Source organism: Pseudooceanicola sp. DL12, assembly GCF_056270665.1.
The window spans coordinates 460,465-482,031 of sequence record NZ_CM149884.1; the positions used below are offsets into that span (position 1 = coordinate 460,465).

The 21,567-nt window shown below is 66.9% G+C and carries 18 protein-coding genes; 14 read left to right on the forward strand and 4 right to left on the reverse strand.

The annotated features are described in order from the left end of the window. Nucleotide 1 precedes the first annotated feature (1 nt). From AC0WR5_RS02195 to AC0WR5_RS02210, 4 genes are read left to right on the forward strand one after another with little or no spacing between them, the layout of a single operon-like run. Nucleotides 2-922 carry an ABC transporter permease gene (locus AC0WR5_RS02195; RefSeq protein WP_475866520.1) on the forward strand — a complete coding sequence of 307 codons (921 nt, stop codon included), beginning with the start codon at nucleotides 2-4 and terminating at the stop codon, nucleotides 920-922. Nucleotides 923-932: 10 nt separating this feature from the next. Continuing rightward, a complete protein-coding gene (locus AC0WR5_RS02200; RefSeq protein ID WP_475866522.1) occupies nucleotides 933-2,270 on the forward strand; it encodes a M20 family metallopeptidase in 1,338 nt (445 codons plus the stop codon). Beyond that, entirely contained in the window at nucleotides 2,267-3,235 is a 969-nt protein-coding gene (locus tag AC0WR5_RS02205; protein ID WP_475866524.1) for a hypothetical protein, read from the forward strand. The genes AC0WR5_RS02200 and AC0WR5_RS02205 overlap by 4 nt, the downstream gene beginning before the upstream one ends. Nucleotides 3,236-3,252: 17 nt before the next feature. Next, nucleotides 3,253-4,074, forward strand: a complete 822-nt coding sequence (locus AC0WR5_RS02210; protein ID WP_475866526.1) for a sulfurtransferase — start codon at nucleotides 3,253-3,255, stop codon at nucleotides 4,072-4,074. A gap of 13 nt (nucleotides 4,075-4,087) precedes the next feature. Here AC0WR5_RS02210 and AC0WR5_RS02215 read toward each other — a convergent pair whose 3' ends face one another. The 3 genes from AC0WR5_RS02215 to AC0WR5_RS02225 are packed head-to-tail and all read right to left on the reverse strand — an operon-like array spanning nucleotide 4,088 to nucleotide 8,020. Beyond that, nucleotides 4,088-5,461: an NAD(P)/FAD-dependent oxidoreductase gene (locus AC0WR5_RS02215; RefSeq protein ID WP_475866528.1), complete on the reverse strand. Its 1,374-nt coding sequence runs from the start codon at nucleotides 5,459-5,461 to the stop codon at nucleotides 4,088-4,090. A gap of 1 nt (nucleotide 5,462) precedes the next feature. Further along, on the reverse strand, nucleotides 5,463-6,164 hold the full coding sequence (locus AC0WR5_RS02220; protein ID WP_475866530.1) for an SDR family NAD(P)-dependent oxidoreductase: 702 nt from the start codon (nucleotides 6,162-6,164) through the stop codon (nucleotides 5,463-5,465). 11 nt (nucleotides 6,165-6,175) lie between these two features. Next, on the reverse strand, nucleotides 6,176-8,020 hold the full coding sequence (locus AC0WR5_RS02225; RefSeq protein ID WP_475866532.1) for an ABC transporter ATP-binding protein: 1,845 nt from the start codon (nucleotides 8,018-8,020) through the stop codon (nucleotides 6,176-6,178). A gap of 184 nt (nucleotides 8,021-8,204) precedes the next feature. On the opposite strand from AC0WR5_RS02225, the gene AC0WR5_RS02230 reads away from it, so the two are divergent. From AC0WR5_RS02230 to AC0WR5_RS02255, 6 genes are all read left to right on the forward strand, one after another. Beyond that, nucleotides 8,205-9,209 (forward strand): 1-aminocyclopropane-1-carboxylate deaminase/D-cysteine desulfhydrase, encoded by a 1,005-nt coding sequence (locus AC0WR5_RS02230; protein WP_475866534.1) that lies wholly within the window; start codon nucleotides 8,205-8,207, stop codon nucleotides 9,207-9,209. A 152-nt stretch (nucleotides 9,210-9,361) separates the two neighbouring features. Beyond that, on the forward strand, nucleotides 9,362-10,525 hold the full coding sequence (locus tag AC0WR5_RS02235) for a glutathionylspermidine synthase family protein (RefSeq protein ID WP_475866535.1): 1,164 nt from the start codon (nucleotides 9,362-9,364) through the stop codon (nucleotides 10,523-10,525). Nucleotides 10,526-10,537: 12 nt separating this feature from the next. Next, a complete protein-coding gene (locus AC0WR5_RS02240; protein ID WP_475866537.1) occupies nucleotides 10,538-11,116 on the forward strand; it encodes a DUF1190 domain-containing protein in 579 nt (192 codons plus the stop codon). Between the two features lie 217 nt (nucleotides 11,117-11,333). Beyond that, the gene (locus tag AC0WR5_RS02245) at nucleotides 11,334-12,176 is read left to right on the forward strand and encodes a glycoside hydrolase family 25 protein (RefSeq protein ID WP_475866539.1); all 843 of its coding nucleotides are present in this window, start codon (nucleotides 11,334-11,336) and stop codon (nucleotides 12,174-12,176) included. 100 nt (nucleotides 12,177-12,276) lie between these two features. Further along, complete coding sequence (locus tag AC0WR5_RS02250; protein WP_475866541.1) at nucleotides 12,277-13,242, forward strand: MYG1 family protein; 966 nt, start codon at nucleotides 12,277-12,279, stop codon at nucleotides 13,240-13,242. Between the two features lie 161 nt (nucleotides 13,243-13,403). Continuing rightward, nucleotides 13,404-16,385, forward strand: a complete 2,982-nt coding sequence (locus AC0WR5_RS02255; RefSeq protein ID WP_475866542.1) for a hypothetical protein — start codon at nucleotides 13,404-13,406, stop codon at nucleotides 16,383-16,385. Here the strand turns inward: AC0WR5_RS02255 and AC0WR5_RS02260 are convergent. After that, nucleotides 16,294-17,286: a DMT family transporter gene (locus AC0WR5_RS02260; RefSeq protein ID WP_475866543.1), complete on the reverse strand. Its 993-nt coding sequence runs from the start codon at nucleotides 17,284-17,286 to the stop codon at nucleotides 16,294-16,296. The genes AC0WR5_RS02255 and AC0WR5_RS02260 overlap by 92 nt on opposite strands. Before the next feature lie 129 nt (nucleotides 17,287-17,415). On the opposite strand from AC0WR5_RS02260, the gene AC0WR5_RS02265 reads away from it, so the two are divergent. From AC0WR5_RS02265 to AC0WR5_RS02280, 4 genes are all read left to right on the forward strand, one after another. Continuing rightward, on the forward strand, nucleotides 17,416-18,057 hold the full coding sequence (locus AC0WR5_RS02265; RefSeq protein ID WP_475866545.1) for a LysE family translocator: 642 nt from the start codon (nucleotides 17,416-17,418) through the stop codon (nucleotides 18,055-18,057). Between the two features lie 316 nt (nucleotides 18,058-18,373). After that, nucleotides 18,374-19,555: an iron-containing alcohol dehydrogenase gene (locus AC0WR5_RS02270; RefSeq protein WP_475866547.1), complete on the forward strand. Its 1,182-nt coding sequence runs from the start codon at nucleotides 18,374-18,376 to the stop codon at nucleotides 19,553-19,555. 209 nt (nucleotides 19,556-19,764) lie between these two features. Continuing rightward, on the forward strand, nucleotides 19,765-20,748 hold the full coding sequence (locus AC0WR5_RS02275) for a LacI family DNA-binding transcriptional regulator (protein WP_475866549.1): 984 nt from the start codon (nucleotides 19,765-19,767) through the stop codon (nucleotides 20,746-20,748). A 272-nt stretch (nucleotides 20,749-21,020) separates the two neighbouring features. Continuing rightward, complete coding sequence (locus AC0WR5_RS02280) at nucleotides 21,021-21,542, forward strand: sugar dehydrogenase complex small subunit (protein ID WP_475868868.1); 522 nt, start codon at nucleotides 21,021-21,023, stop codon at nucleotides 21,540-21,542. Nucleotides 21,543-21,567: the final 25 nt, after the last annotated feature.

Genomic DNA, 21,567 nt, shown 5'->3' on the forward strand with positions numbered 1-21,567 from the left:
GATGAAGGGTTTCAATTTCCTCCTCTCCCGTTTCGTGCAGGGCCTGATCGTGATGCTTGGCGTCTCGGCGCTGGTCTTCTTTGCCCTCTTCTTGACGGGGGACCCCGCAACGCTGATGATGGCCCCGGATTCCTCCGCCGAGGAGATCGCCAATTTCCGCGAGGCCATGGGCTTCAACGATCCGATCATCGTGCAGTACGGCCGCTTCCTCGGCAATGCGTTGCACGGCGACTTCGGCGACTCGCTGCGCTATCAGCGCCCCGCGATGGATCTGCTTTGGGAACGCATCGGCGCCACTGCGCTGCTGGCGCTCTCGGCCCTGGTGTGGTCCTCGCTTCTGGGCTTTCTGCTGGGGGCCATTGCCGCAGTTCGCAAGGATCGTCCGATCGATTTCGTGATCCGTGTCATCTCTCTCCTCGGGCAGGCAGTGCCGGTTTTCTGGCTGTCGCTGGTGCTGATCATCACCTTCTCGCTGAACCTGCGTTGGCTGCCGTCCAGCGGCTATGGCAGCTGGCAACAGCTGATCATGCCGTCGCTCGCCCTCGGGGCCTATTATCTCTCGGCGATCACCCGGCTTGTCCGGTCCAGCCTGATCGACGTGCTGGGAGAGAACTACATCCGCACGGCGCGGGCCAAGGGCCTGACGGAATGGCGTATCGTGGTGCGTCACGGCCTGCGCAACGCGATGATCCCGGTGATCACGCTGCAGGGCATGTACCTGGCCTCGCTGCTGGGCGGCGCACTGGTGACCGAGATCATCTTTGCCTGGCCCGGTATCGGGCGACTTGCGGTCGAAGCGATCCAGAACCGCGACTTCCCGGTCGTGCAGGCGGTCGTTCTCTTTTCGGCGGCGGTATTCGTGGTGGCGAACTTCCTCGTCGATGTGGCCTATATGTGGCTGAACCCGCGTATCCGCCTGTAAGGAGCCAGCCGTGACAGCCCTGGATGATGCCCTTGCCCTGACGGCGCGCTGGTGCGCCATCCCGTCCCATGACGGCAATGCCGAGGGGATCGCGATGCAGGTCGACGACCTGCTGGGCTGGCTGGCCCGTGTGCTTGGCGCAGAGATCATCGCACCTGCCGGGCGCGGCCCCTATGCGAGACCGCCGGTGATCCATGCCAGACTTGACGTCGGCGCGGCCCAGACCGTGATCCTCTACAACATGTACGACGTCATGCCGGCCTCGGCTGAGGGGTGGCGTGTCGATCCCTGGCAGGGCGGCTTCAGCACCATGGAGGGCATCGGCGATGTCTTCGTGGCGCGTGGTGCCGAGAACAACAAGGGCCCGCTGGCCGGCATGCTGATCGCGCTACGCGACCTGCAGCGCAGGGAGCAGCTCGGTGTCAACGTGGAAATCCTGATCGACGGCGAGGAAGAAATCGGCTCGCCTGGCATGAGGGCCTATCTTGCGGCGCCGGATTGTCCCCTGCCGGCCTGCCGTGGCGGGCTCTTCCCGTCATTGTGCGAATATGGCGGCGGCGCACCGCGCGTCTATCTCGGTTTTTCCGGTATGGCCAAGGGGCGGATCTCCGTGCGGGGCGGTGCATGGGGCGGCCCGCAAACTGCCATTCATTCCAGCAACGCGCCCTGGATCGCGAACCCGGCCCGTGTGCTCGTGGATGCGCTTGCGCGTTTCGGAGGCGGCGCGACCGGCAAGCTCGATGAAATCGAGCTCGATGCAGAGGCCCTGGCGCTTGTCGCGACCCTGGCCCAGGGCTTCGATCCGGCCGCGGAGCTGCGCTTCCGGACGACCGAGCGCTATGCGGTTGCGGGGGACGCCGAGGCGCTCTTGCGCCGTGTCCTGCGGACGGCATCGGTGAATATCTCCTCGATCCGCACAGAGCCTTGCGGCAGCAGTGCGGTGATCCCACCCGGGGCCGAGGCAATCTTTGATCTCCGGACGCCGCCGGGGCTGAGCCCGGAGAGTTACCTCGATGCCTTCCGCCGGGAGATTGCCTCGGATCCGGCGCTGGCAGGCGTAAGCCTGGAGCAGGGCGCGATCTCGCATGGGGTGCGCTTCCCGCTGGCGAGTGCCGGCGCCACGGCATTGCTCAGCGCTTATGGGCAAACGTCCGAGGCGCCGCAGGTCTGGCCCTGGGCCATCGGGTCTGCCCCCGGCCATGCCTTCGCGCCCCATGCGGAGAGCTTCCTGATCGGTGGCGCGGGGCGGGGCGGCAATGCCCACGGCATCGACGAATTCCTGACGGTGGAGGGGTTTGGCCGCTTCATCCGTTCGGTGGATATCTGGCTCAGGGAGATGGCGACATGACCGGGATCTACCTGACCGCAAAGGACCTGATACGCGCGGGTGCCATGGACTGGGACGCGGCGCTGGCCGATGTGCATGACGCGATTGCCCTGCTACGCAGCGGAGCGGCCGAGATGGTCGCGGAGAGCGTGCTGCCCTTGGGCGAGGATCCGCGCGCAAAGGGCTACGGCTTGCCGGCCCGTGTCGACGGGCGTTTCGCGGCGGCCGGGATCAAGTGGACGGTCCATCGCCCCGAGGCGCCCGAAGGCGGCGAGGCAATCACGTCCCGCACCGTGCTTGATGATCTGACAACGGGTCTGCCCATGGGCATCGCCGACTCCGCGATGTTGACGCGGGTCCGCACGGCGGCCGTATCGGGGGCGGTCATGCGGGCTTTCTGCCCCGATGTTCGGCGGGTGGCAATCCTGGGCAGCGGGGCGCAGGCCCGGATGCACCTGGCGATGTGCCTGGCCTTGTTTCCCGGCTTGCGTGAGCTGCATCTGTGGTCCCGCTCGGGTACCTCCTTGCCCGACGTGGCTGGGCTGAAACTGCCGGAGGCGCTGCAGGTGGTGCATCACGCAAGTGCCGGCGATGCCGCACGGGCCGCGCAGGCGGTTCTCGCCTGCACCTCGGCGCCTCAGCCGGTGCTCTTCGACGATGCGATCTGGCCAGGGCAGCTGGTGCTGCAGATCGGCTTCCACGAGGTCTCCTTCGACGCCATCGAAGCCTTCGATCACGTCACCTGCGACCTCTGGGGCGCCTTTGCCGAAACCAGCGCCAAGAGCCTGTTCCAGATGTACCGGGCGGGCCGCTTCGCGCCGGACCGCGTGGCCGCCGATCTGCCGGCAATCCTGCTGGACGGCTGGCGCCCGGAGGCCGGCGCCTCGATCTATTTCTCAAGCTTCGGGCTGAATATCTTCGACATCGCACTGGCCGCGCGGCTGATGCGTCGCGCGCAGGAAATGGGCCTGGGGCTGAGCCTCTGAAGGACGAAAGGACAGTCATGAGCATCCTCATCACGGCGCAGGAACTGCGGGCACGTATCGGCGAGGAGGGCCTCGTCGTGGTCGACACGCGGCTGGAGCCCGCCTATCGCGAGGGAACGATTCCCGGGGCGATCTTCATGAACGTCTACGACTACTTCGTTCCCGACAGCACCGACGAAGGCTATGCGGGCATGGCTGCCGGCGCCTGGAAGGCCTTCACCGCGGCTGGCCTGACCGAGGCAAGCACGATTGTCTGGTTCGAAGAGGAAACCGGCATGCGCTCTCCGCGCGGGCTGTGGTTCCAGGAGCTCTTGGGCCTGCCCGGCGGTCTGATCCTCGATGGCGGTCTCGCCGCATGGAAGGTTGCTGGCGGCGACGTGCTGCCGGGCACCGGCGAGACCTTCGCGATCACGCATTCCGAAGATACGCCACCGGATGGTTTTGCCCCGCAAATGGCGGCCACGCGCGAGGCGGTTCTGCACGCAGGCGCGGACATGGACATTTTCGACGTGCGGCGGCCGAGCGAGTTCGACGGCAGTTTCAAGCATGATTGCTGCGCCCGGGCAGGGCGCGTGCCGGGGGCCCATTTCATGTTCTACGAGGACATGCTGCGCGACGGGAAATACCGCCCGGCAGAGGAGATCCGCAGCGCGGTGCTGGCCGCCGGTGTCGATCCCGACCATGAGGTCGTAACCTATTGCCACCGTGGCGCCCGGGCTGCGACCGCGCTCTACGGACTGCGGCTTGCCGGTTTCGACAAGGTAAGGATCTACGTGGGGTCCTGGCACGAATGGGCCGGCCACCCCGAGCTGCCTCTGGAAACCGGCCCCGCCACCTAAGCGGGGCCGCACCTCACAGCCAGGATTGCATGTGGATCTTGGTGCCGTCGGAAAAACGCGAAAAGCGCAATTCCGACGGATCCACGTGGGGCGTCGCACCGCGCGCCAGCTCGGCGAGCAGGCGCCCGGCCGCGGGCCCTATGCCAAAGCCATGACCAGAGAAGCCGGTGCCGATGATCAACCCGGGCCGGCTCTCGACCTGTGAAATCACCGGTATGACATCCGGCAGCACATCGATCATGCCGCCCCAGGCCTGTGCTCGGCCCAGGCTCGCGAGATCGGGCAGGGCCCTTGCCACTGCGTGATCCACCTGAGAAAGGGCGCGCATGTCCGGTGTCGGATCCAGGATACGTTCCGATTTCAGGCTCTGGTGAAACCTCTTGCGGCTGAATTCCCAGCCAAGTTCCCTGCGGGACATTTCGCCCAGACGCAGTTTCATCCCGCTGGCCATGCTGCGCAGGCCGGGCAGGAAGGCCACCGCGTGGCGAAAGCTGTCGGGCACGATCTGCGAAACCGCGCTGGAGGAACTGGCCAGGGTCACGCCCTGATCAAGACGGTGGCGTATGGCGAAATCCCCGAACGACATCGCGGGCGCAAAGGCGGCCGTGGCCACCTCGGAGAGGGGCTCCGTCCGATAGGCCGACGAGAGGACCTTGAGCTGCGGCAGGCGCACGCCTGCGCCGCGCAGCAGGGGGCTGCTCCAGGCACCACCGGCAACGATCACGGTCGAGGCTTCGACAGGTCCCGCCTCTGTCTGAAGGCCCGAGACGCGGCCACCGCTCGTTTCAACCTCGAGCACCGCGCAACCTTGCCGCAGGTGCGCGCCCGCGGCGATCGCGGCGCGTGCGATCAGCGAGGTGGCGGCCTGGGGTTCCGCATGTCCGTCCCTCGGCAGGTAGAGCGCACCCTGCACGTCACGGTGCAGGCCTGGAGCGAGGCTCGCCAGCTCCTGCGGTCCGATCAGCCGGGCGTCGATGTCGAGATCATGTGCCCTTGCGGCCCAGTCCTGATGCCGCTCGGCCTGGGCCTCGCTGCGCTGTGCATAGATTATGCCGCATTCTCGATAGCCCAGCTCGGGTCCGAATTCGGCGGCCAGCTCCCGCCAGAGGGTCTTGGCGGAAAGCGCAAGCGGCAGCTCGCGCAGGTCACGCCCGGCCACGCGCACCCAGCCCCAGTTGCGGCTGGATTGTTCGCCGCCGACGATCCCCTTTTCAAACAGCGCGACGGAATGGCCGGCGCGTGCAAGATCGAGAGCGGTGGAGGCGCCGATGATGCCGGCCCCCACGATCGCCACGTCGACGCGAGCGGGCAGGGCGGCCGGGCTGTCGGCAACTTCCAGCGGGGCCGGACCCCGGTTTGCGGCCCGGCTCTCGGCAATGGTGCTCATTTCAGAAGCAATCCTCTACGGTCCAATGTACCGGGATCTCGGCGATGCTGGCAGAGGAGGGCAGCTCCAGTACAAGCCTGACGATACGCCCGATGTCTTGTGGTTGCGTCAGGTCTTCGGCCGGCGTTGCCGAGGCGCCTGCAGCCATCTCGGTGGCCACGAAGCTCGGGCAGATCGCGGTAGAGCGCACGCCACTTTCCTTGCCCGCTTGGCGCAGCGCATGGGCGAGGCCCACAACGGCGAACTTGCTCATGGAATAGAGGCCGGAATGTGCCGATTTGACGCGCTTGCCGGAGAGCGAGGCGATGGTCACGATCCGGCCCGGCCCCTCTTCGCCGCCCGCAAGCAGCGGCCAGGCTGCGCGGGCCACCCGGAAGGGTGACTTGACGTTGACGCCGAAGATCTGGTCGAACTCGTCGTCGGTGGCCTCCAGAACGGACTTCTGGATCAGGATGCCGGCATTCTGCACAAGGCCATCGAGCCTGCCGAAGCGTTCGGCCGTGGCCGCTACCCAGTCCAGCTCGCTTTGCGGATCCAGGGCATCGAAATGGCTGATCATGACGCCTTCGCCGGCCGGCAGGGGGCTCTTCGCCGGGTCTCTCAGGCCCAGGCTGACCGCCCAGCCGTTGGCGTGAAGCTCCTGCGCGATGGCCGCGCCGATCCCCCGGCTGGCGCCGGAAATCATTGCAACGGGTGCCGACATGTCTGTTCCTTTCAGCTGGCGAGGGCGGTTTCGGCGTCCCATTCGGGGCCCGGGACCTGCACCATGTGACCGGGACTGACGGTACGCCAGTCCCGGCGTGGCGGTTCGTATCCCGCAGGCTTGACCGGGCTCTTCAGCTCTTTCACGTCAAGTCCCCGGCGCAGCCCGCGGCGCGACGGATCGGGCAGCGGCACAGCGGACATCAGCCGCCGGGTATAGGGATGCTGCGGGTTCTCGAAGATCGCGGCGCGGGGGCCAATCTCGACGATCTCGCCCAGGTACATCACGCCGATGCGGTGGCTCATGCGCTCGACCACGGCCATGTCGTGGCTGATGAACAGATAGGACAGGCCAAAGTCCTCCTGGAGGTCCAGCATCAGGTTGATCACCTGTGCCTTGATCGAGACGTCGAGCGCGGAGACCGCCTCGTCCGCCACCAGCAGCTTTGGCGTCATGCCGAGCGCCCGCGCAATGCAGAGGCGCTGTCGCTGGCCACCGGAAAACTCGTTGGGATAGCGCTTGGCCATGTCGGGTTGCAGGCCGACGCGCTTGAGCAGTTCCGCCACGCGGTCGGGTACCTCGGAGCGCGGCGCCACGTTGTGGGTCAGCATCGGCTCGGCGATGGCGTCCCCGACGCGGCGGCGCGGGTCGAGGCTGGCAAAGGGATCCTGGAAGATCATCTGCACCTTTCTGCGGTGCGGCCGCATCTGCGACCGCGACAACCCGAGAAGTTCCTCTCCGGCCAGTTTAACCGAACCGCCCTGGGCCGGCGTCAGCCCCAGGATCGAGCGCCCGGCCGAGGATTTGCCGCAACCGCTTTCGCCCACCAGGGCCAGCGTCTCGCCGGCGCGGATGTCGAAACTGATGCCCTCGACCGCATGCACCCGCCCCGAGACACGGCCCAGGAAGCCGCCGGAAATGTCGTAGCGGGTGGTCAGATCACGCACCTGGAGCAGCGGCGCCTCGTCCTTGCGCACCGTATCGGCCACCGGGCGCGCCTCGACCGGCATTCCGGTCTCGACATCGATCAACGGAAAGCGCGCGGGCTCCACCGTGCCCTGCATCGAGCCGAGGTGCGGCACCGCCGAGAGCAGCGCACGGGTATAGGCCTGCTGCGGATTGGCAAAGATCTCCTCGGTGGCGCCGGTTTCCACCGCGCGCCCCTTGTACATTACCACGGTGCGGTCGGCGATCTCTGCCACCACGCCCATGTCATGGGTGATGAAGAGAACGGCCATGTCCTCCTCGGCCTGCAGCACCTTGATCAACTCCAGGATCTGCGCCTGGATGGTCACGTCGAGGGCTGTGGTCGGTTCGTCCGCGATCAGCAGCTTGGGCCGGCAGGCCAGGGCCATGGCGATCATGAAGCGCTGCCGCATGCCGCCTGAGGACTGGTGCGGGTATTCCCCGAGCCGCTGCCTGGCCGAGGGGATCCGGACACGCTCGAGCAGTCGGACGGATTCGGCCAGCGCATCGGATTTCGACATGCCCTGGTGCGCAATCAGCACCTCCGAGAGCTGCTCGCCGATCTTCAGCGAGGGGTTCAGCGAGGTCATCGGTTCCTGGAAGATCATCGCCATGTCGTTGCCGCGAACCCGCCGCATCTCGGCGTCGGACAGGCTCAGCAGGTCGCGGCCCTGCAGGCGGATGCTGCCGCCGATGCGGCTGCTCTCCGCGTCGAGCAGGCGCATCGAGGCCAGCGAGCTGACACTCTTGCCTGAGCCGCTCTCTCCCACCAGGGCGAGGGTCTCCCCGGCATGGATGTCGAAGGACACGTCATGAACGACGGGCTTCCAGCCGGATCGGCCGCGAAAGCTGACTTCGAGATCGGTGACGGAAAAGACTGGTTCGCTCATGCGTGGCATCCCGGTTGGTGGCCATGATGACAGCATAGGCCCGGCGCAGGAACTTGACGAGAGGCCGGGCTGCAGAGAGCATGCTTGCCATTCATAATATATCATATATTCTACCGGTGATTTCGGGCCGTGCAAGGTAAAATTGCCGTCGCAGGCCCCTGTGCATTCAAAGACAGGACAGATCATGCAACTTGACGATATTCCCCGCCTTTCCCTCGGTTTCCTGGGCACGCCCGTCGAGGCGCTGGACACGCTGAGCAAGGAGCTGGGCATTTCGCTGTCGATGAAGCGCGACGATTTCACCGGCTTCGGTGGCGGCGGCAACAAGGTGCGCAAGCTTGAGTTCCTGATGGCGGAGGCCGTCAACCAGGGCGTCAAGGTGGTGATCACCACCGGCGGCCATCAGTCGAACCACGCCCGCATGACTGCGGCCGCCGCCCGGAAATTCGGCATGAAGCCGATCCTGGTGCTGCGCGGCGACAGCCCCGAGGTGCTGCAGGGCAACCTGTTGCTGGACCACCTTCTGGGGGCTCAGGTCGATTTCCTCGACCCCGATGCCTATTTCGAGCAGGTCGGCCCCCAGATGCAGAAACGCGCCGACGAGGCCGAGGCCCGCGGCGAAAAGGCCTATATCATTCCGCTCGGCGGCGCCTCGGCGCTGGGTGCCATGGGCTATGTCAACGCAGTGCGCGAACTTGCCGACCAATACAAGGACGCCGGCCGCAAGGCGCCCGATTTCATCTGCGCGCCCGTCGGCTCCGGCGGCACTCTGGCCGGGCTGACCGTCGGCTGTTCCATCTGGTGGCCGGACACCAAGGTAATGGGCATCGCCGTGACCGGCACTGCCGTGCCCTTCAACGAGCGGATTTCGGTCATGGCCAACGATGCCGCCGAGCTGCTGGGGCTGGAACAGCGCTTCACCCCCGAGGACATCCTGATCGAGAACGACTATGTCGGCCCCGGTTATTCCATTCCCTCCGAGGCCGGCAATGCCACGATCAAGCGCGTCGCCCGCACCGAAGGCGTGTTCCTTGATCCCGTCTACACCGGCAAGGCCGTGGCAGGCATCATCGGCTCGGTCGAGAATGGCGTGATCCCGCAGGGCTCGGACGTGCTCTTCGTGCACTGCGGGGGCACCCCGGCACTCTTCCCGTTCAACACGGAATTGACGGAAGATCGCGAAGTCTGATCTTTCGGAGCGGATCTCGCAAGGCGAGACCTCGGGGCGGGCGCGGGCAGAAATGCCTGCGCCCGTTTCGCATCTGGGATGCCGGTTGCGATGGTCTTCGCAGGCCGCAGCCTGTATGGCAGGCGCCGAGAGCGGACGGCCGGGAGGGCCCCATGGAAAAGATCGCAATGCCCGAGCGGCCGGGCTGGCGCGCAGAGGCCGAAGAGCTTGGCTTTACCTTTGCCGACATGCATGGCGAACCCTATTGGGACGAGACCTCGGCTTACCGTTTCACGCTGGAGGAGGTGGAGACCCGCATCGAGGATCCCTCGACCGAGTTGCACGCCATGTGCCGCGAGGCCGTGGCCCGTATCGTCGACAGCGAAGAACTGATGGCGCGACTGGCGATCCCGGAGGCGCACCGCGATCTCGTCCGCGACAGCTGGCGCCGCGCCGATCCCGAGCTCTATGGCCGCTTCGACCTGGCCTATGACGGGCAGGGGCCTGCCAAGCTGCTGGAATACAACGCCGATACCCCGACCTCGCTTTACGAGAGCGCCTCCTTCCAGTGGCTCTGGCTGGAAGGGCAGATGCAATACGGCGAGCTGCAGGCGGGCGACGATCAGTTCAACGGCATCCACGAAGCCCTGGTCGAGCGCTTTGCAGAGCTCTTCCTTCCCGACACCGAGATCCACTTTACCGCCGTCGGCGGTCAGCCCGAGGATTACGCCACTGTCGAGATGCTCGGCTGGGCCGCGCGCGAGGCCGGCATGGGTGCGCATTACTGCGACCTCGAGCAGATCGGGCTGAGCACCGAGGGGCAATTCCTCGATGACGAGAGCCGGGTGATCGGCATGCTTTTCAAGCTCTACCCCTGGGAGGATCTCTTCCAGGACGAATACGCGGCGCATATCGCCACGGCGCAGGTGCAGATGATCGAGCCCGCCTGGAAGGCGCTGCTCTCGAACAAGGGCATCCTGCCGGTGCTCTGGCAGATGTTCGAAGGCCATCCGAACCTGCTGCCGGCCTGGTTCGAGGGCGAGGCGCCCGACGCCCTGCCGGAGCGCTTGGTGCGCAAGCCGCTGTTCTCGCGAGAGGGCGCGTCGGTCACAATTTCCGAAAACGGGCAGGTCATCGAGGCCTCGCCCGATGACAGTTACGCCATGCATCCCCATATCGTGCAGCAATACCATGCGCTGCCCGTAATGGACGGGTTCCGCCCGGTGATCGGCGCCTGGATCGTGGGAGAGCGCTGTGTCGGCATGGGCCTGCGCGAGGACCGCTCGCGGATCACTCAGGATCTGTCGCGGTTCAAGCCGCATTTCATCAGGGGATAGGAGGCCCGCCACATGAGAAAACGTTCCAGGACCGTCGCGATCAGCATTCTCGGGGCCGCTTCCTTTGCGCTGGCAGGCTGCAAGGAAGAGCAGGTCGATGCCCAGGCCTTCCCCGACCTGGCGAGCTGCAAGGCCGCGGCGCAGAGCCAGGGCCTCGTCACCGATGCGGAATGTCAGGACGCCTTCTTCGAGGCGCAGGAGCTGCACGTGGAATCCGCCCCGCGCTACGACAGCCTGCAACTCTGCGAGCAGGAACACGGCGAGGGCGCCTGCGGCAACGAACAGCAGGTGGCCGGCACCGGGTCGGGCAGCATCTTCATGCCGCTGATGATGGGCTACCTGATCGGCAACATGATGGGCGGGCGCGGGGGCTATGCCGCGGCGCAGCCGCTCTATCGCACCGCCAACGGCAGCTATACCAACGCCGCCGGCACCGCAGCCTATTCCGGCAACTCGGGCCGCGCCAAGCTGAGCGAGAGCCAGTTCCGCAAGCCCCCAACCACCATGGGCAAGGCGCCCCTGACCCCGGCCACCCTGGCTTCGCGCGGGGGCTTCGGTTCTTCCGGCGGGCTGCGTGGCTACGGTGGCTGACGCGCCCCTGCACGAAAGCTGACCGGCACCGCCCCGGCGCCGGAAACTTGGGCGGCCAGCTGCCGATCCGCATCTCGGCCCTTGGCAGAAAGGCCTTTGCAAGGCAAGATTCCGCCAAGAGCAGTTCGTGACGGCAACAGGATCCACCTGTGGTTTCATCCGCGGCCAAGGATCCGGCCAGTTGCGTTGAAATTTCGAGGCAGGGAGGCGGGATCTGATGAAGGAACGCAACGTGAGGCGTGCGGCCATGGCCCTCGGGCTGGCCTGCACCATGCTGCTGGCCGCCTGTGGCGGCGGCGGGCACACCAAGGTCGGCAAGATGCACTCGCCCGGCACGCTCGAGGCCGCGGATTACCGCGCAAGGGGCATCCCGCGGCAGTTCGGCGATACCAAGCCGCATGAATGGGAATGGCTCTCACCGGCCCGCTACGAGGTGCATGGCATCGACGCCTCGCGCTACCAGGGCGAGATCGACTGGTTCCGGGCGCGCTCGGCCGGCATCAGCTTTGCCTGGCTCAAGGCCACCGAGGGCGGCGATTATCTTGATCCGGGTCTGTCCCGGAACATGCCCGCGGCGCGTGCGGCCGGCATGCCCGTCGGCGCCTATCACTTCTACTACTTCTGCCGCACCGCCCGCGAACAGGCCGAGTGGTTCATCGACAATGTGCCCAAGAGGGTAGGGGACCTGCCGCCGGTGCTCGACATGGAATGGAACCATACCTCGCGCACCTGCCGCCTGCGCCCGCCCGCCGACCAGGTGCGCGCCGACATCCGGCAGTTCGCCAGCATGATCGAACGTCACTACGGCACCCGCCCGGTGATCTACACCACGCCGGATTTCTACGCCGAGAACGGCCTGGGTACCCTCGGCGGCTATGATTTCTGGCTGCGATCGGTCACCGCGCATCCCTCCGAGCGCTACCCCGACGAACGCTGGAGCTTCTGGCAGTACAGCGGCACCGGCGTGGTGCCGGGGGTCAAGGGCAAGGTCGACCTGAACGCCTTCGGCGGCTCGCCGGGGCAATGGCAGAGCTGGTACCTCCAGCGGATGCAGCGCTAGGCCCGCCGATACGCCACGGAACAGGGGGCATTGCTTGCCTGTCCGGGCGGATCATCCTAGTGGGGGCGCAACCTCGCCTCCAATGAACGGTACCCTGCCCATGTCCCCTCGCTATCTCGTCACCCATTCCGGCGGTTTCCACGCCGACGAGGTGCTCTCGAGCGTCATCCTCACCCGTCTCTTCCCCGAGGCCGAGATCGTCCGCAGCCGCGATGCCGATTGGCTGACCCCCGGCGAGGATCGCGTGATCTACGACGTCGGCGGTGCCTACGATCCCGAGGCAGCCATATTCGATCACCATCAGCGTGGCGCGCCCGAGCGCGAGGACGGCAATCCCTACAGCTCCTTCGGGCTGATCTGGAAGCACTTCGGCCATGACTACCTGCGTGCCAGCGGCGTCCCCGAGGAACACCTGGACAAGGTCCATGCCTCCTTCGACCGCGGCTTCGTCCTGCCCGTCGACCAGGTCGACAACGGCGCCGTCAGCCTCTCCGAGGCCGGCCCGCTCTCCTCGCTCACCCTGCCGGGGCTGATCGAATCGCTGAAACCCGTCTTCGACGAGAAGGACCCCGCCGCCGAGCGCCGTGCCTTCGACACCGCGATCACCATCGCCCGCAACTTCGTCGAGGCCCGCGTCGCCCGTAGCGCCGCCAAGCTGCGCGCCGAGGTCCTGGTGGAAACCGCCATCGCGGACGCCGGCGACGGCCGCATTCTGGTGCTGCCCATGGGCATGCCCTTCCGCCCCGCAGTGGTAAAGGCCGGAGCCGATCACCTGCTCTTCGTGGTCACCCCGCGCGACGATGGCTGGACCATCGGCGGCATCCGCCTGCACGACGAGGGTTTTGCCCAGCGGGCTGACCTGCCCGCCGCCTGGGGCGGGCTGACCGGTGCCGCGCTCGAGGAGGTCAGCGGCGTGCCCGGCGCCACCTTCTGCCACAAGGGGCTCTTCATCGCCGCCGCGAAGACCCGCGAGGCGATCATGGAAATGGCGCGCCTGGCGGTCGAGGAAGCCCTGCGCAACATGCCCGTGGAAGCGGCGGAAGCCGCACCTCAAACCGGGGCCTGACCGCGTTTCGGGGGCGCCTGTCGCGGCGCCTCCGACAGTACGCCGGGGTATCCATGCTACACGGAATGGTTGTATTCACGACCTTGTGAGCGGATAGTGACATTGGGGAAGATTCGGCCTTGTCCGCTTCTCCTTGCGTCGCCGTCAGCCAGCAAGGTCACATGATGCCCCTCTTGTTTCGCCCGCTCCGCACGCCCGCCATGCTCCTGTCGCTGGCGCTCTCCCTTGCTCTCCCGGCCCATCAGGCGCTGTCGCAGAGCTGTCCGGCGGAACAGCCGGCGCCCCTGCTGCCCACCGACCCGCAGATGTGCCACGACATGCTGGAGACTATCCGCAATCCCGGCGCCCTGCCGCTCGAGGAGTACGAGACGCAGCTGGGCGTCTTCCTGCGAAACTTCTGTCACCGCGACCGCGCGGCCGGCTGGATTGCCGACAAGTCGGTGCGCGATACCGGCCCCTTCACCGCACGCCTGGATGGGGGCGAATGGCTGGGCAAGGATTTCGGCACCCATTCCCCGGTGGTGATCTGGTATTCGCCCGAGATGGCCGGTTGGATCCGCCAGAATCGCGGCGCCGCCACCAAGGGCGACAGCGGCGATCTGTCCGCGGTGCCTGCCGGCGCCATCATGATTAAGGAAATGTACCCTTCTCCGGCGGCGAAATGCGCCGCGGTCGATGTCACGAAGCTCCTGCCCAGTTCCGGTGCGGCGGTCATGGTACGCGCGCCCGAAGTGTCGCAGGACGGCTGGTTCTGGGGCTGGTTCGGCTGGAGCGGCTGGGATCCCGACTATCCCGCCAGCAATGCCAGCAACCGTCTGCCCTACATGGGCTTTGGTCAGTACTGCCTGAACTGTCACGCCTCCGCACGCGAGAATTTCACCTTTGCCGATGTCGCCAACCTCGAGGGCGAGCCGGGCGCGCCGCTGACGTTCCTGTCACAGCATTTCGACCTGCCGAACCCGGTCACGCCGCACCACCGCGTCGTCACCATGCCCGGGGATGACGCCGACGAGATCGGTCAGCCGCTGATGGCGGGGCTTGCCGCCGCGACCGAGGCTTGGCTGCAGGGGATCGAGGTGCCGGAATGGGGAGATCTGTCGATCATGATGCCCTCGCAAACATACGATAACGTCTGGATGCCTGCCGGTGTGCCCGATGATCACGCCATGTACCTGACCTCGGATCAGTGCATCGGCTGTCACGACGCGGGCAGCACCGGCCTGCAGTTCGACATGACCCGCCCGGCCATGGGCGAAAACGCCGGCCTGCTTTGGAACACGTCCCCCTATGGCACCTGGCGCAGCTCGCCGATGGGGCTTGCCGGGCGCGATCCGATCTTCTTCGCCCAGCTCTCCAGCGAGACCGAAACCTTCCATCCAGACATGTCCGACGTGGTCCAGGACACCTGCCTCGGCTGTCACGGCATCATGGGGCAGCGGCAGTTCGGCATCGACAACGTGGTAAACGGGCGGGCCTGCGGCACCTTCACCCGCGAGATGGTCGATGCCACCCAGGTCAGCCATCCCGAGGGCGCGGGGTTCGGGGCGCTGGCACGCGACGGCATCTCCTGCCTCGCCTGTCACCGCATGGACCTCACCATTTCCGCGACCGCAGATGACCCGGCCAATGCCTGCGTGCTCAAGCGTCAGGATTTCCTCAATCCCGATGCCACCGGCTTTGCCCGTACCTTTACCGGCTCCTTCCCGGTGGGCGCGGCGGATGCGGTCTTCGGGCCTTTCAAAGACGTTCGGACAACCCCGATGCAGGCTGCCCTCGGCCTGATGCCACAGCATAACACCACGATCTCCAGCTCCGAGATGTGCGGCTCCTGTCACACCGTGCACTTGCCCGTGCTGCAGGATGGCAAGGTGCTGGGCCATGTCTACGAACAGCTGACCTATCCCGAATGGGCCTTCAGCGACTTCCGCACCGGCAGCACGCCCGAGGGCGATGCGCTGCCCCATGGCCAGGGGGCGCAATGGACCTCCTGCCAGGGGTGCCACCTGCCCGACAGCGATGCCGCCGGCAACAAGGTCACGAGCAAGATCGCCTCGATCCAGGAGCGGAGCAATTTCCCGCAGGCGGATTTCGCCCGCGCCGCCGATCTGATCGACCTGCCGCTGCGCGAGGGCTTCTCGCGCCACGTGCTGGTCGGGCTGAACGTCTTCCTGATCAAGATGGCCCAGCAGTTCCCCGAGGTGCTGGGCATCCGAACCCAGGATCCGATGCTGGTCTCGCTGGGGGTGGATCCGCTGATCGCCACCGAGCAGGCGATGCTCGATCAGGCCAGCACCTCCACGGCCAGGCTCGCCCTGGGCAAGGTCACCCGCAGTGCCGATACCCTCAGCGCCGAGGTCACCGTGCAGAACCTCGTCGGGCACAAGCTGCCCTCCGGCGTGGGCTTCCGCCGCATGTTCGTCAGCTTCGAGGTGCTCGACCCGCTGGGCGCCGTGATCTGGTCGAGCGGCGCCACCGACAGCCTCGGCCGCATCGTCGACGGCAGCGGCACGCCGATCACCGGCGAGGAATGGTGGACCCCCGATTGCAGCGCCCGGATCGAACCGGAGAAGCGCCTGCATCAGCCGCATTTCCAGACCATCACCGCCCAGGGCCAGGCCCAGATCTACCAGGAGCTCGTCTCCACCCCGCCGGCCAGTGGCGCGGTCTGCGGCCATGACGCCACGCCCGAGGGGCAGCTGACGACCTCCTTCCTGTCGATCTGCGCCGAGGTGAAGGACAACCGCCTGCCGCCGCAGGGCTACCTGCCGGTGGCAGAGCGGATCGAGATCGCCCAGGCGCTCGGGGCCGGTGCCGACATGGCCGAGGACGCGGGCTTTACCGCCGTGGGCGACGATCCGGATTACACCATCGCCGCCGGCGGTACCTCGCCCGGGCGCGACAGCCTGACCTACGCGGTGCCGCTCGCCGAGATCACCGGCACCCCGGCGCAGATCCGCGTGCGGCTCTACTATCAGGCCACGCCGCCCTTCTTCCTGCAGGATCGCTTCTGCACCGCGAAGGGCAGCGACCGCGACCGCCTCGCCTTCATCGTCAGCCGCCTGAACCTCGACGGGACCCAGGCGCAGGACTGGAAGCTGCAGGTGGCGGCGACGCAGATGGTCCCGGTGCCGGCGGCCGACTAGTCGCCCCGCGCGCCGAGATCAGCCAGAGCCCGGCCAGCGTCAGGGCGATCCCGGCCAGATGCCCCGGGGTCACCGCCTCCCCGGCAAAGGCCACGCCCAGCAGAAAGCCCAGCGGCGGCACCAGGTAGGCATAGCTCGAGGCAAACCCCGGCCCCGCCCGGTCGATCAGGGTGAAGTAGGCCAGGAAGGCAAGCCCGGTGCTGATCAGCCCCGAGGCCGCCAGCGAGGCCATGGCCCGCCCCCCGGGCCAGGCCGGCAGCCCCTCCGCCGCAAGCGCCCATCCCGAGAGCACGATGCCCGCCACCAGCAGCAGCCAGAAGGTCAGCGAGGGCGTGTCCAGGTCGCGGCCCGCCACCGACATCAGGATGCCGTTCACCGCAAAGACCGCGCCCCCCGACATCATGATCGCAACATGGGTCAGCTCGGCGCGCTCCGCCGTCAGCGCCTCAAGCCCGACAAAGACCGCCATGCCGGCCAGCGCCACCAGCACCCCGAGCGCCCGGCGATGGGAATAGCGCTCCTGCCGCGTCACGAAGATCGCCAGCAGCATCGTCAGGATCGGCACCGTGGTGCCCACCAGCGCGGCCATGGCCGCCGGCACCTTTTCCTCGGCAATGCTGGTGCTCAGGTTCGGCAGCGCCACCGCCGTCAACGCCGTGACCAGCGGCAGCCAGGGCCGCCTGCGCAGCGTCGCCCGGAGCGGCCGTTTCGTCAGCACCGCGAACAGCCCCACCGCCAGCGCGCCCAGCAAGGTCTGCCCGGCGGTCACCTGCAGCGGGCTCAGCGCCGCATCGGCCCAGGCGATGAACAGGTAGCCCCCGGCCCAGCACCCCGAGGCCAGCACCAGCAACATCAGGTTGGTCGCCGCGGATCCCCCTCCGGGCCTCTGCTCCGCCTCCATGCCGTCTCTCCTCCCGGCCGTCGTCGCCGCATCACCCTAACTCCGGGGCGCCACATTGGGAACACGCCCACCCTTCCGCGTCAGGGCAGAACCTGCCATTCTCGGCGCTGTCCCAACTGGATCCCCACGATGGATTTTCTGCCCTCTTTGCTCACCTACGCCCTTGCCCTCGGGATCGCCGCGGCGATCCCCGGCCCCGGTGTCACCGCCCTGGTGGGGCAGGCGCTGGCCGGCGGCATGCGGCCCGCGGCTGCATTCGTGCTCGGGATGGTGCTGGGGGATCTGGTCTATCTCACCCTCGCGGTGGCCGGCCTCGCCGCCCTGGCCGAGCTGTTCGCCGGCGCGCTGCTGGCCATCAAGGTGCTGGGCGGGGTCTACCTGATCTACCTGGCGATCCGGCTCTGGCGCGCCGGGCCCGCAGTGGTCCGGCTCGAAGGTGGCGGCCAGCGCGGGCTGATCGCCACCACCCTGGCCGGCTTCACCCTGACTCTCGGCAATCCGAAATCCATCATCTTCTACATGGCGCTTCTGCCCACGGTGGTCGATCTCGGCGGCATCGGGGTGACGCAATGGCTGATGCTCTGCCTGGCCACCGTTCTGGTGCTGCTCGTCACGCTGGTGCCCTATGCCTTTCTCGCCCATCGCGCGCGGCGGATGTTCGGCCAGTCCTCCGCGCTGGTCCGGCTCAACCGCTGGGCGGCGGGGTTCATCGGCGCCGCCGGGGTGCTGATCCTCGGAGAGGCCGCCACGGCAGTGGCCCGCAGAAGCTGACAGATGGTAAAGGGCGCCGTCTTCATAATTTGAAAAGTCCATGAAATAATGGTATTTTTAAATTAATAAACAACAGGTTAATTCAAATTTGGGGCGTAAAACCTTCCCCGCGGGGAAGGTTCCGGTTGTGCACCCCTATCCCGCCACACCCTTTCTGCTATCATCGCCTCCGGATCCGGGTTGATCCACCTCTCGGGCGGCGCAACCCGGCCAGGTTCCACGGCGCCGTCCGGCGCACACCCCGCAGTGCCTGCCATCCTCCCCGGGCCGGTGCCGCGGCATCAACAGGTTTGGGCCGCGGCCCGGGGGAGGGACAATGATAGAAGGGCTCAGGCCGTTTTCCTTCGAGGCGCCGGGCGCCATGCTAGTGGAGTGGGGCGCGGCCCGGCGGCTGGGAGAGCTGCTCTCCGGCTGGACCGCGGCGCGGCGTCTGCTGATCGTCACTGATCGCTTCCTCGTCGAATCCGGCGTGCTCGACCGGGCGCTGGCATCCCTGCGGGGAAGTGGCTTTGCCCTCACCCTTTTCGACGAGGTCGTGGCCGATCCGCCGGAAGAGGTGCTTGTCGCCTGTGTCGAAGAGGCGCGCGAAGCGGGCTGCAACCTCGTCATGGGGCTGGGCGGCGGCTCCTCCATGGATATCGCCAAACTCGCGGCGGTCATGCTCTGCTCGGATCAGCCGCTCTCGGCCCTTTACGGGATCGGCAAGGTCGCGGGGCCGCGCCTGCCGCTGATCCAGGTGCCCACCACGGCCGGCACCGGCTCAGAGGCCACGAATATCACCATCCTCACCACCACGACGCCCGAGGGAGAGCCCACCAAGATGGGCATCGTCGCGCCGCAGCTCTTTGCCGACAGGGTGCTGCTCGATGCCGAGCTGACCCTGCGCCTGCCGTCCCGGCAGACCGCCGCAACCGGCATCGATGCCATGGTGCACGCGATCGAGGCCTATACCGGCCGGCACCGCAAGAACCCGATGTCCGATGCCCTCGCAAGAGAGGCGCTGCGGCTCCTGTCCTCTGCCCTGATCCCGGCCTGCGAACAGCCCGGCGACCGTGCCGCGCGAGAGGCCATGCTGCTCGGCGCCAACCTGGCCGGTCAGGCCTTTGCCAACAGCCCGGTGGCGGCGGTGCATGCGCTCGCCTATCCGCTTGGCGGGCATTATCACCTGCCGCATGGGCTGACCAATGCGCTGATGCTGGGCCCCGTGCTGCGGTTCAACATGGCCGCCGCCGCGCCGCTCTACGCCGAGCTTGCCGGGGTCATCTCCGCTCCCGGGCGTGGCAAGGGGGCCGCGGCCCGCGCCGGGGCCTTCGTCACGATGATGGAGGATCTGATGGATCGCTCCGGTGCGCCGCGCCATCTGCGCGATGTCGAGGTGCCACGGGAGGATCTGCCACTGCTGGCGCGCGACGCCATGCTGCAGACCCGCCTGCTGATCAACAATCCGGTCGAGGTGACCGAGGCCTGCGCCCTGCGCCTCTATACCGAGGCCTGGTGACCTTCCCCGTGGAGAGGGACGGCGCTTCCTCCTTTCGCAAGGGCAGGGGGGGCTTTCGGCCCGCGGCCTTGCACAGTCGCGTCATATTCACGATACCGGTGGCAGAGGCCGTTTCCCGACCCGAGGAGCCCGCGCGGGGCCATCTGCTCCGCCGGAGGGAAGCGCGCGGAGGTGAGGGAAGGCGGCTGAGCGCGATGAAACGAGATTACGTGACCCTGAGCGATGTGGCTGCCGCCGCGGGGGTCTCGCGCTCCCAGACCTCCCGGGCCCTGCGCGGCGATCCCGGTGTGCGGGAAGATGTTCGCGCCCGGGTGCAGGCCAAGGCGGACGAGCTCGGCTATCAAGTCAATGTCGCCGCGCGTCAGCTGGCCAGCGGCCGCGCCACCGGCATCGGCGTGGTGATCGGCGAGCCGATGAACCCCTACCACATGATGATGGCCTCCGAGATCTCGGACGCCCTGTTGGCCGAGGGCCTGGATCCGGTGATCAACCTCGGCCGCGCCGGGCTCGAGGTGACCTATGACCGGATCGAGGTGCTGTCGCGGCACCGGGTGGCGGCGGTCGTGCTGATCGGCTCGCCCAAGGATCAGAAGCACCTGGTCGAGATCAACCGCCACATGCCCTGCGTCTACATCGGCGAGGACGTGACCGCGCTCGGGATCCGCTGTGTGGTGGGCGACGACATCCGCGGCGCGCGCCTGGCCACCGAGCACCTGATCGCCCTCGGGCACCGCCATATCGCCCACATCTCCGGTGGCGACGGCGCCGGCGCCGGTGGCCGCGCCGAGGGCTACCGGCAGGCGATGGAGGAGGCCGGGCTGGAGCCGGTGATCCATCGTGGCTGGTTCGACCTCGATGGCGGGCAGGTGGGCGCCGATGCCCTGATGGCCCGCCGGGTGCGGCCCACGGCGATCTTCGCCGCCAGCGACCGCATTGCCATGGGCGCCATGAGCCGTCTGCTGCACCTCGGCTACCGGGTGCCCGAGGATGTCTCGGTCGTCGGGTTCGACGACGCGATTGATTCGGGCAGCGAAACCATCTCCCTGAGCTCGGTCCGCCAGTCCTCGGTCCTCTTCGGGCGTTTCACGACCGAACTCGCGCTCGCGATCCTTTCCAACCGTGAAGGTGACCTCAAGCGCACGGTCCCGGTCGAGCTGATGGTCCGCGGATCCTCTGCCGCGGCCGCCTCCTGAAAATACAAGTAAATCAAAGTCATCATTCCTCCGCCGGGTGTGCGTGGCCGCGGCGGGCTCAATAGCGAGCCGGACACAGTCATTGGGATCGCTCCCAATTTGGTTGACTTTTCCTATTGTCTATCGTCTTGGCCTGCGTCAGAAAGACGCCATGTGTACCGCTGTACGCAAATCTATTGGCCCGGCACGCTTCCCAATTGCCGGCCCCGCAATACCAGGAGCCACTCGCCATGAGACCGAGAAGCCGTCGGGGTGTGACCGCCGATCGCCCCATGATTTCTGACAGTAAAGTGCTGACAAGAAGACATTTTCTGATTGGCACGACCATCCTCGCCGGTGCCGCCGCAGGGCTTGGGAATGTCTCGGCCGCTTTTGCGGCAGATAGCAGCATGAACAATCAACTCACCTCCGTGATCAGCCTCTTGGCTGGCAAGGACGTGGACCCGGCCCTTGCCGCACGCGCTGGGAGCGCTCTCGAAATTACCGAAGAGAACTTTGCGGATGACTTCGCGGCTCTCGCGGATTTCATCGCCTCCAACGATATCGCCGACGCAACCGCCCTGGGCGCCGCCGCCGGTTTCGAAGGGCCGCTTCAGGAGACCGCGAAGAAGCTGCTGAAGGCCGTCTACCTGGGCTACACCGGTGAGCCGAAAGCGCATGCTGCCCATGACAACGTGCAGTTCGTCACCTTCTCGCAGGCCCTGAGCTATCAGGTGACCTCGGCCTATACGCCCATTCCCAGCTATTCGCGCTGGGGCACCGGCTACTGGACCGCGCTTCCCGACAACACCTGATCCGACTTCCCCGGAAAGAATTGTC

Bases quoted from the DNA above. Each gene is read 5' to 3' on its own strand.
- AC0WR5_RS02195 (WP_475866520.1), top strand. From the start codon at position 2: ATGAAGGGTTTCAATTTCCTCCTCTCCCGTTTCGTGCAGGGCCTGATC.
- AC0WR5_RS02205 (WP_475866524.1), top strand. From the start codon at position 2,267: ATGACCGGGATCTACCTGACCGCAAAGGACCTGATACGCGCGGGTGCC.
- AC0WR5_RS02210 (WP_475866526.1), top strand. From the start codon at position 3,253: ATGAGCATCCTCATCACGGCGCAGGAACTGCGGGCACGTATCGGCGAG.
- AC0WR5_RS02215 (WP_475866528.1), bottom strand. From the start codon at position 5,461: ATGAGCACCATTGCCGAGAGCCGGGCCGCAAACCGGGGTCCGGCCCCG.
- AC0WR5_RS02220 (WP_475866530.1), bottom strand. From the start codon at position 6,164: ATGTCGGCACCCGTTGCAATGATTTCCGGCGCCAGCCGGGGGATCGGC.
- AC0WR5_RS02225 (WP_475866532.1), bottom strand. From the start codon at position 8,020: ATGAGCGAACCAGTCTTTTCCGTCACCGATCTCGAAGTCAGCTTTCGC.
- AC0WR5_RS02230 (WP_475866534.1), top strand. From the start codon at position 8,205: ATGCAACTTGACGATATTCCCCGCCTTTCCCTCGGTTTCCTGGGCACG.
- AC0WR5_RS02235 (WP_475866535.1), top strand. From the start codon at position 9,362: ATGGAAAAGATCGCAATGCCCGAGCGGCCGGGCTGGCGCGCAGAGGCC.
- AC0WR5_RS02240 (WP_475866537.1), top strand. From the start codon at position 10,538: ATGAGAAAACGTTCCAGGACCGTCGCGATCAGCATTCTCGGGGCCGCT.
- AC0WR5_RS02245 (WP_475866539.1), top strand. From the start codon at position 11,334: ATGAAGGAACGCAACGTGAGGCGTGCGGCCATGGCCCTCGGGCTGGCC.
- AC0WR5_RS02250 (WP_475866541.1), top strand. From the start codon at position 12,277: ATGTCCCCTCGCTATCTCGTCACCCATTCCGGCGGTTTCCACGCCGAC.
- AC0WR5_RS02255 (WP_475866542.1), top strand. From the start codon at position 13,404: ATGATGCCCCTCTTGTTTCGCCCGCTCCGCACGCCCGCCATGCTCCTG.
- AC0WR5_RS02260 (WP_475866543.1), bottom strand. From the start codon at position 17,286: ATGGAGGCGGAGCAGAGGCCCGGAGGGGGATCCGCGGCGACCAACCTG.
- AC0WR5_RS02265 (WP_475866545.1), top strand. From the start codon at position 17,416: ATGGATTTTCTGCCCTCTTTGCTCACCTACGCCCTTGCCCTCGGGATC.
- AC0WR5_RS02270 (WP_475866547.1), top strand. From the start codon at position 18,374: ATGATAGAAGGGCTCAGGCCGTTTTCCTTCGAGGCGCCGGGCGCCATG.
- AC0WR5_RS02280 (WP_475868868.1), top strand. From the start codon at position 21,021: ATGATTTCTGACAGTAAAGTGCTGACAAGAAGACATTTTCTGATTGGC.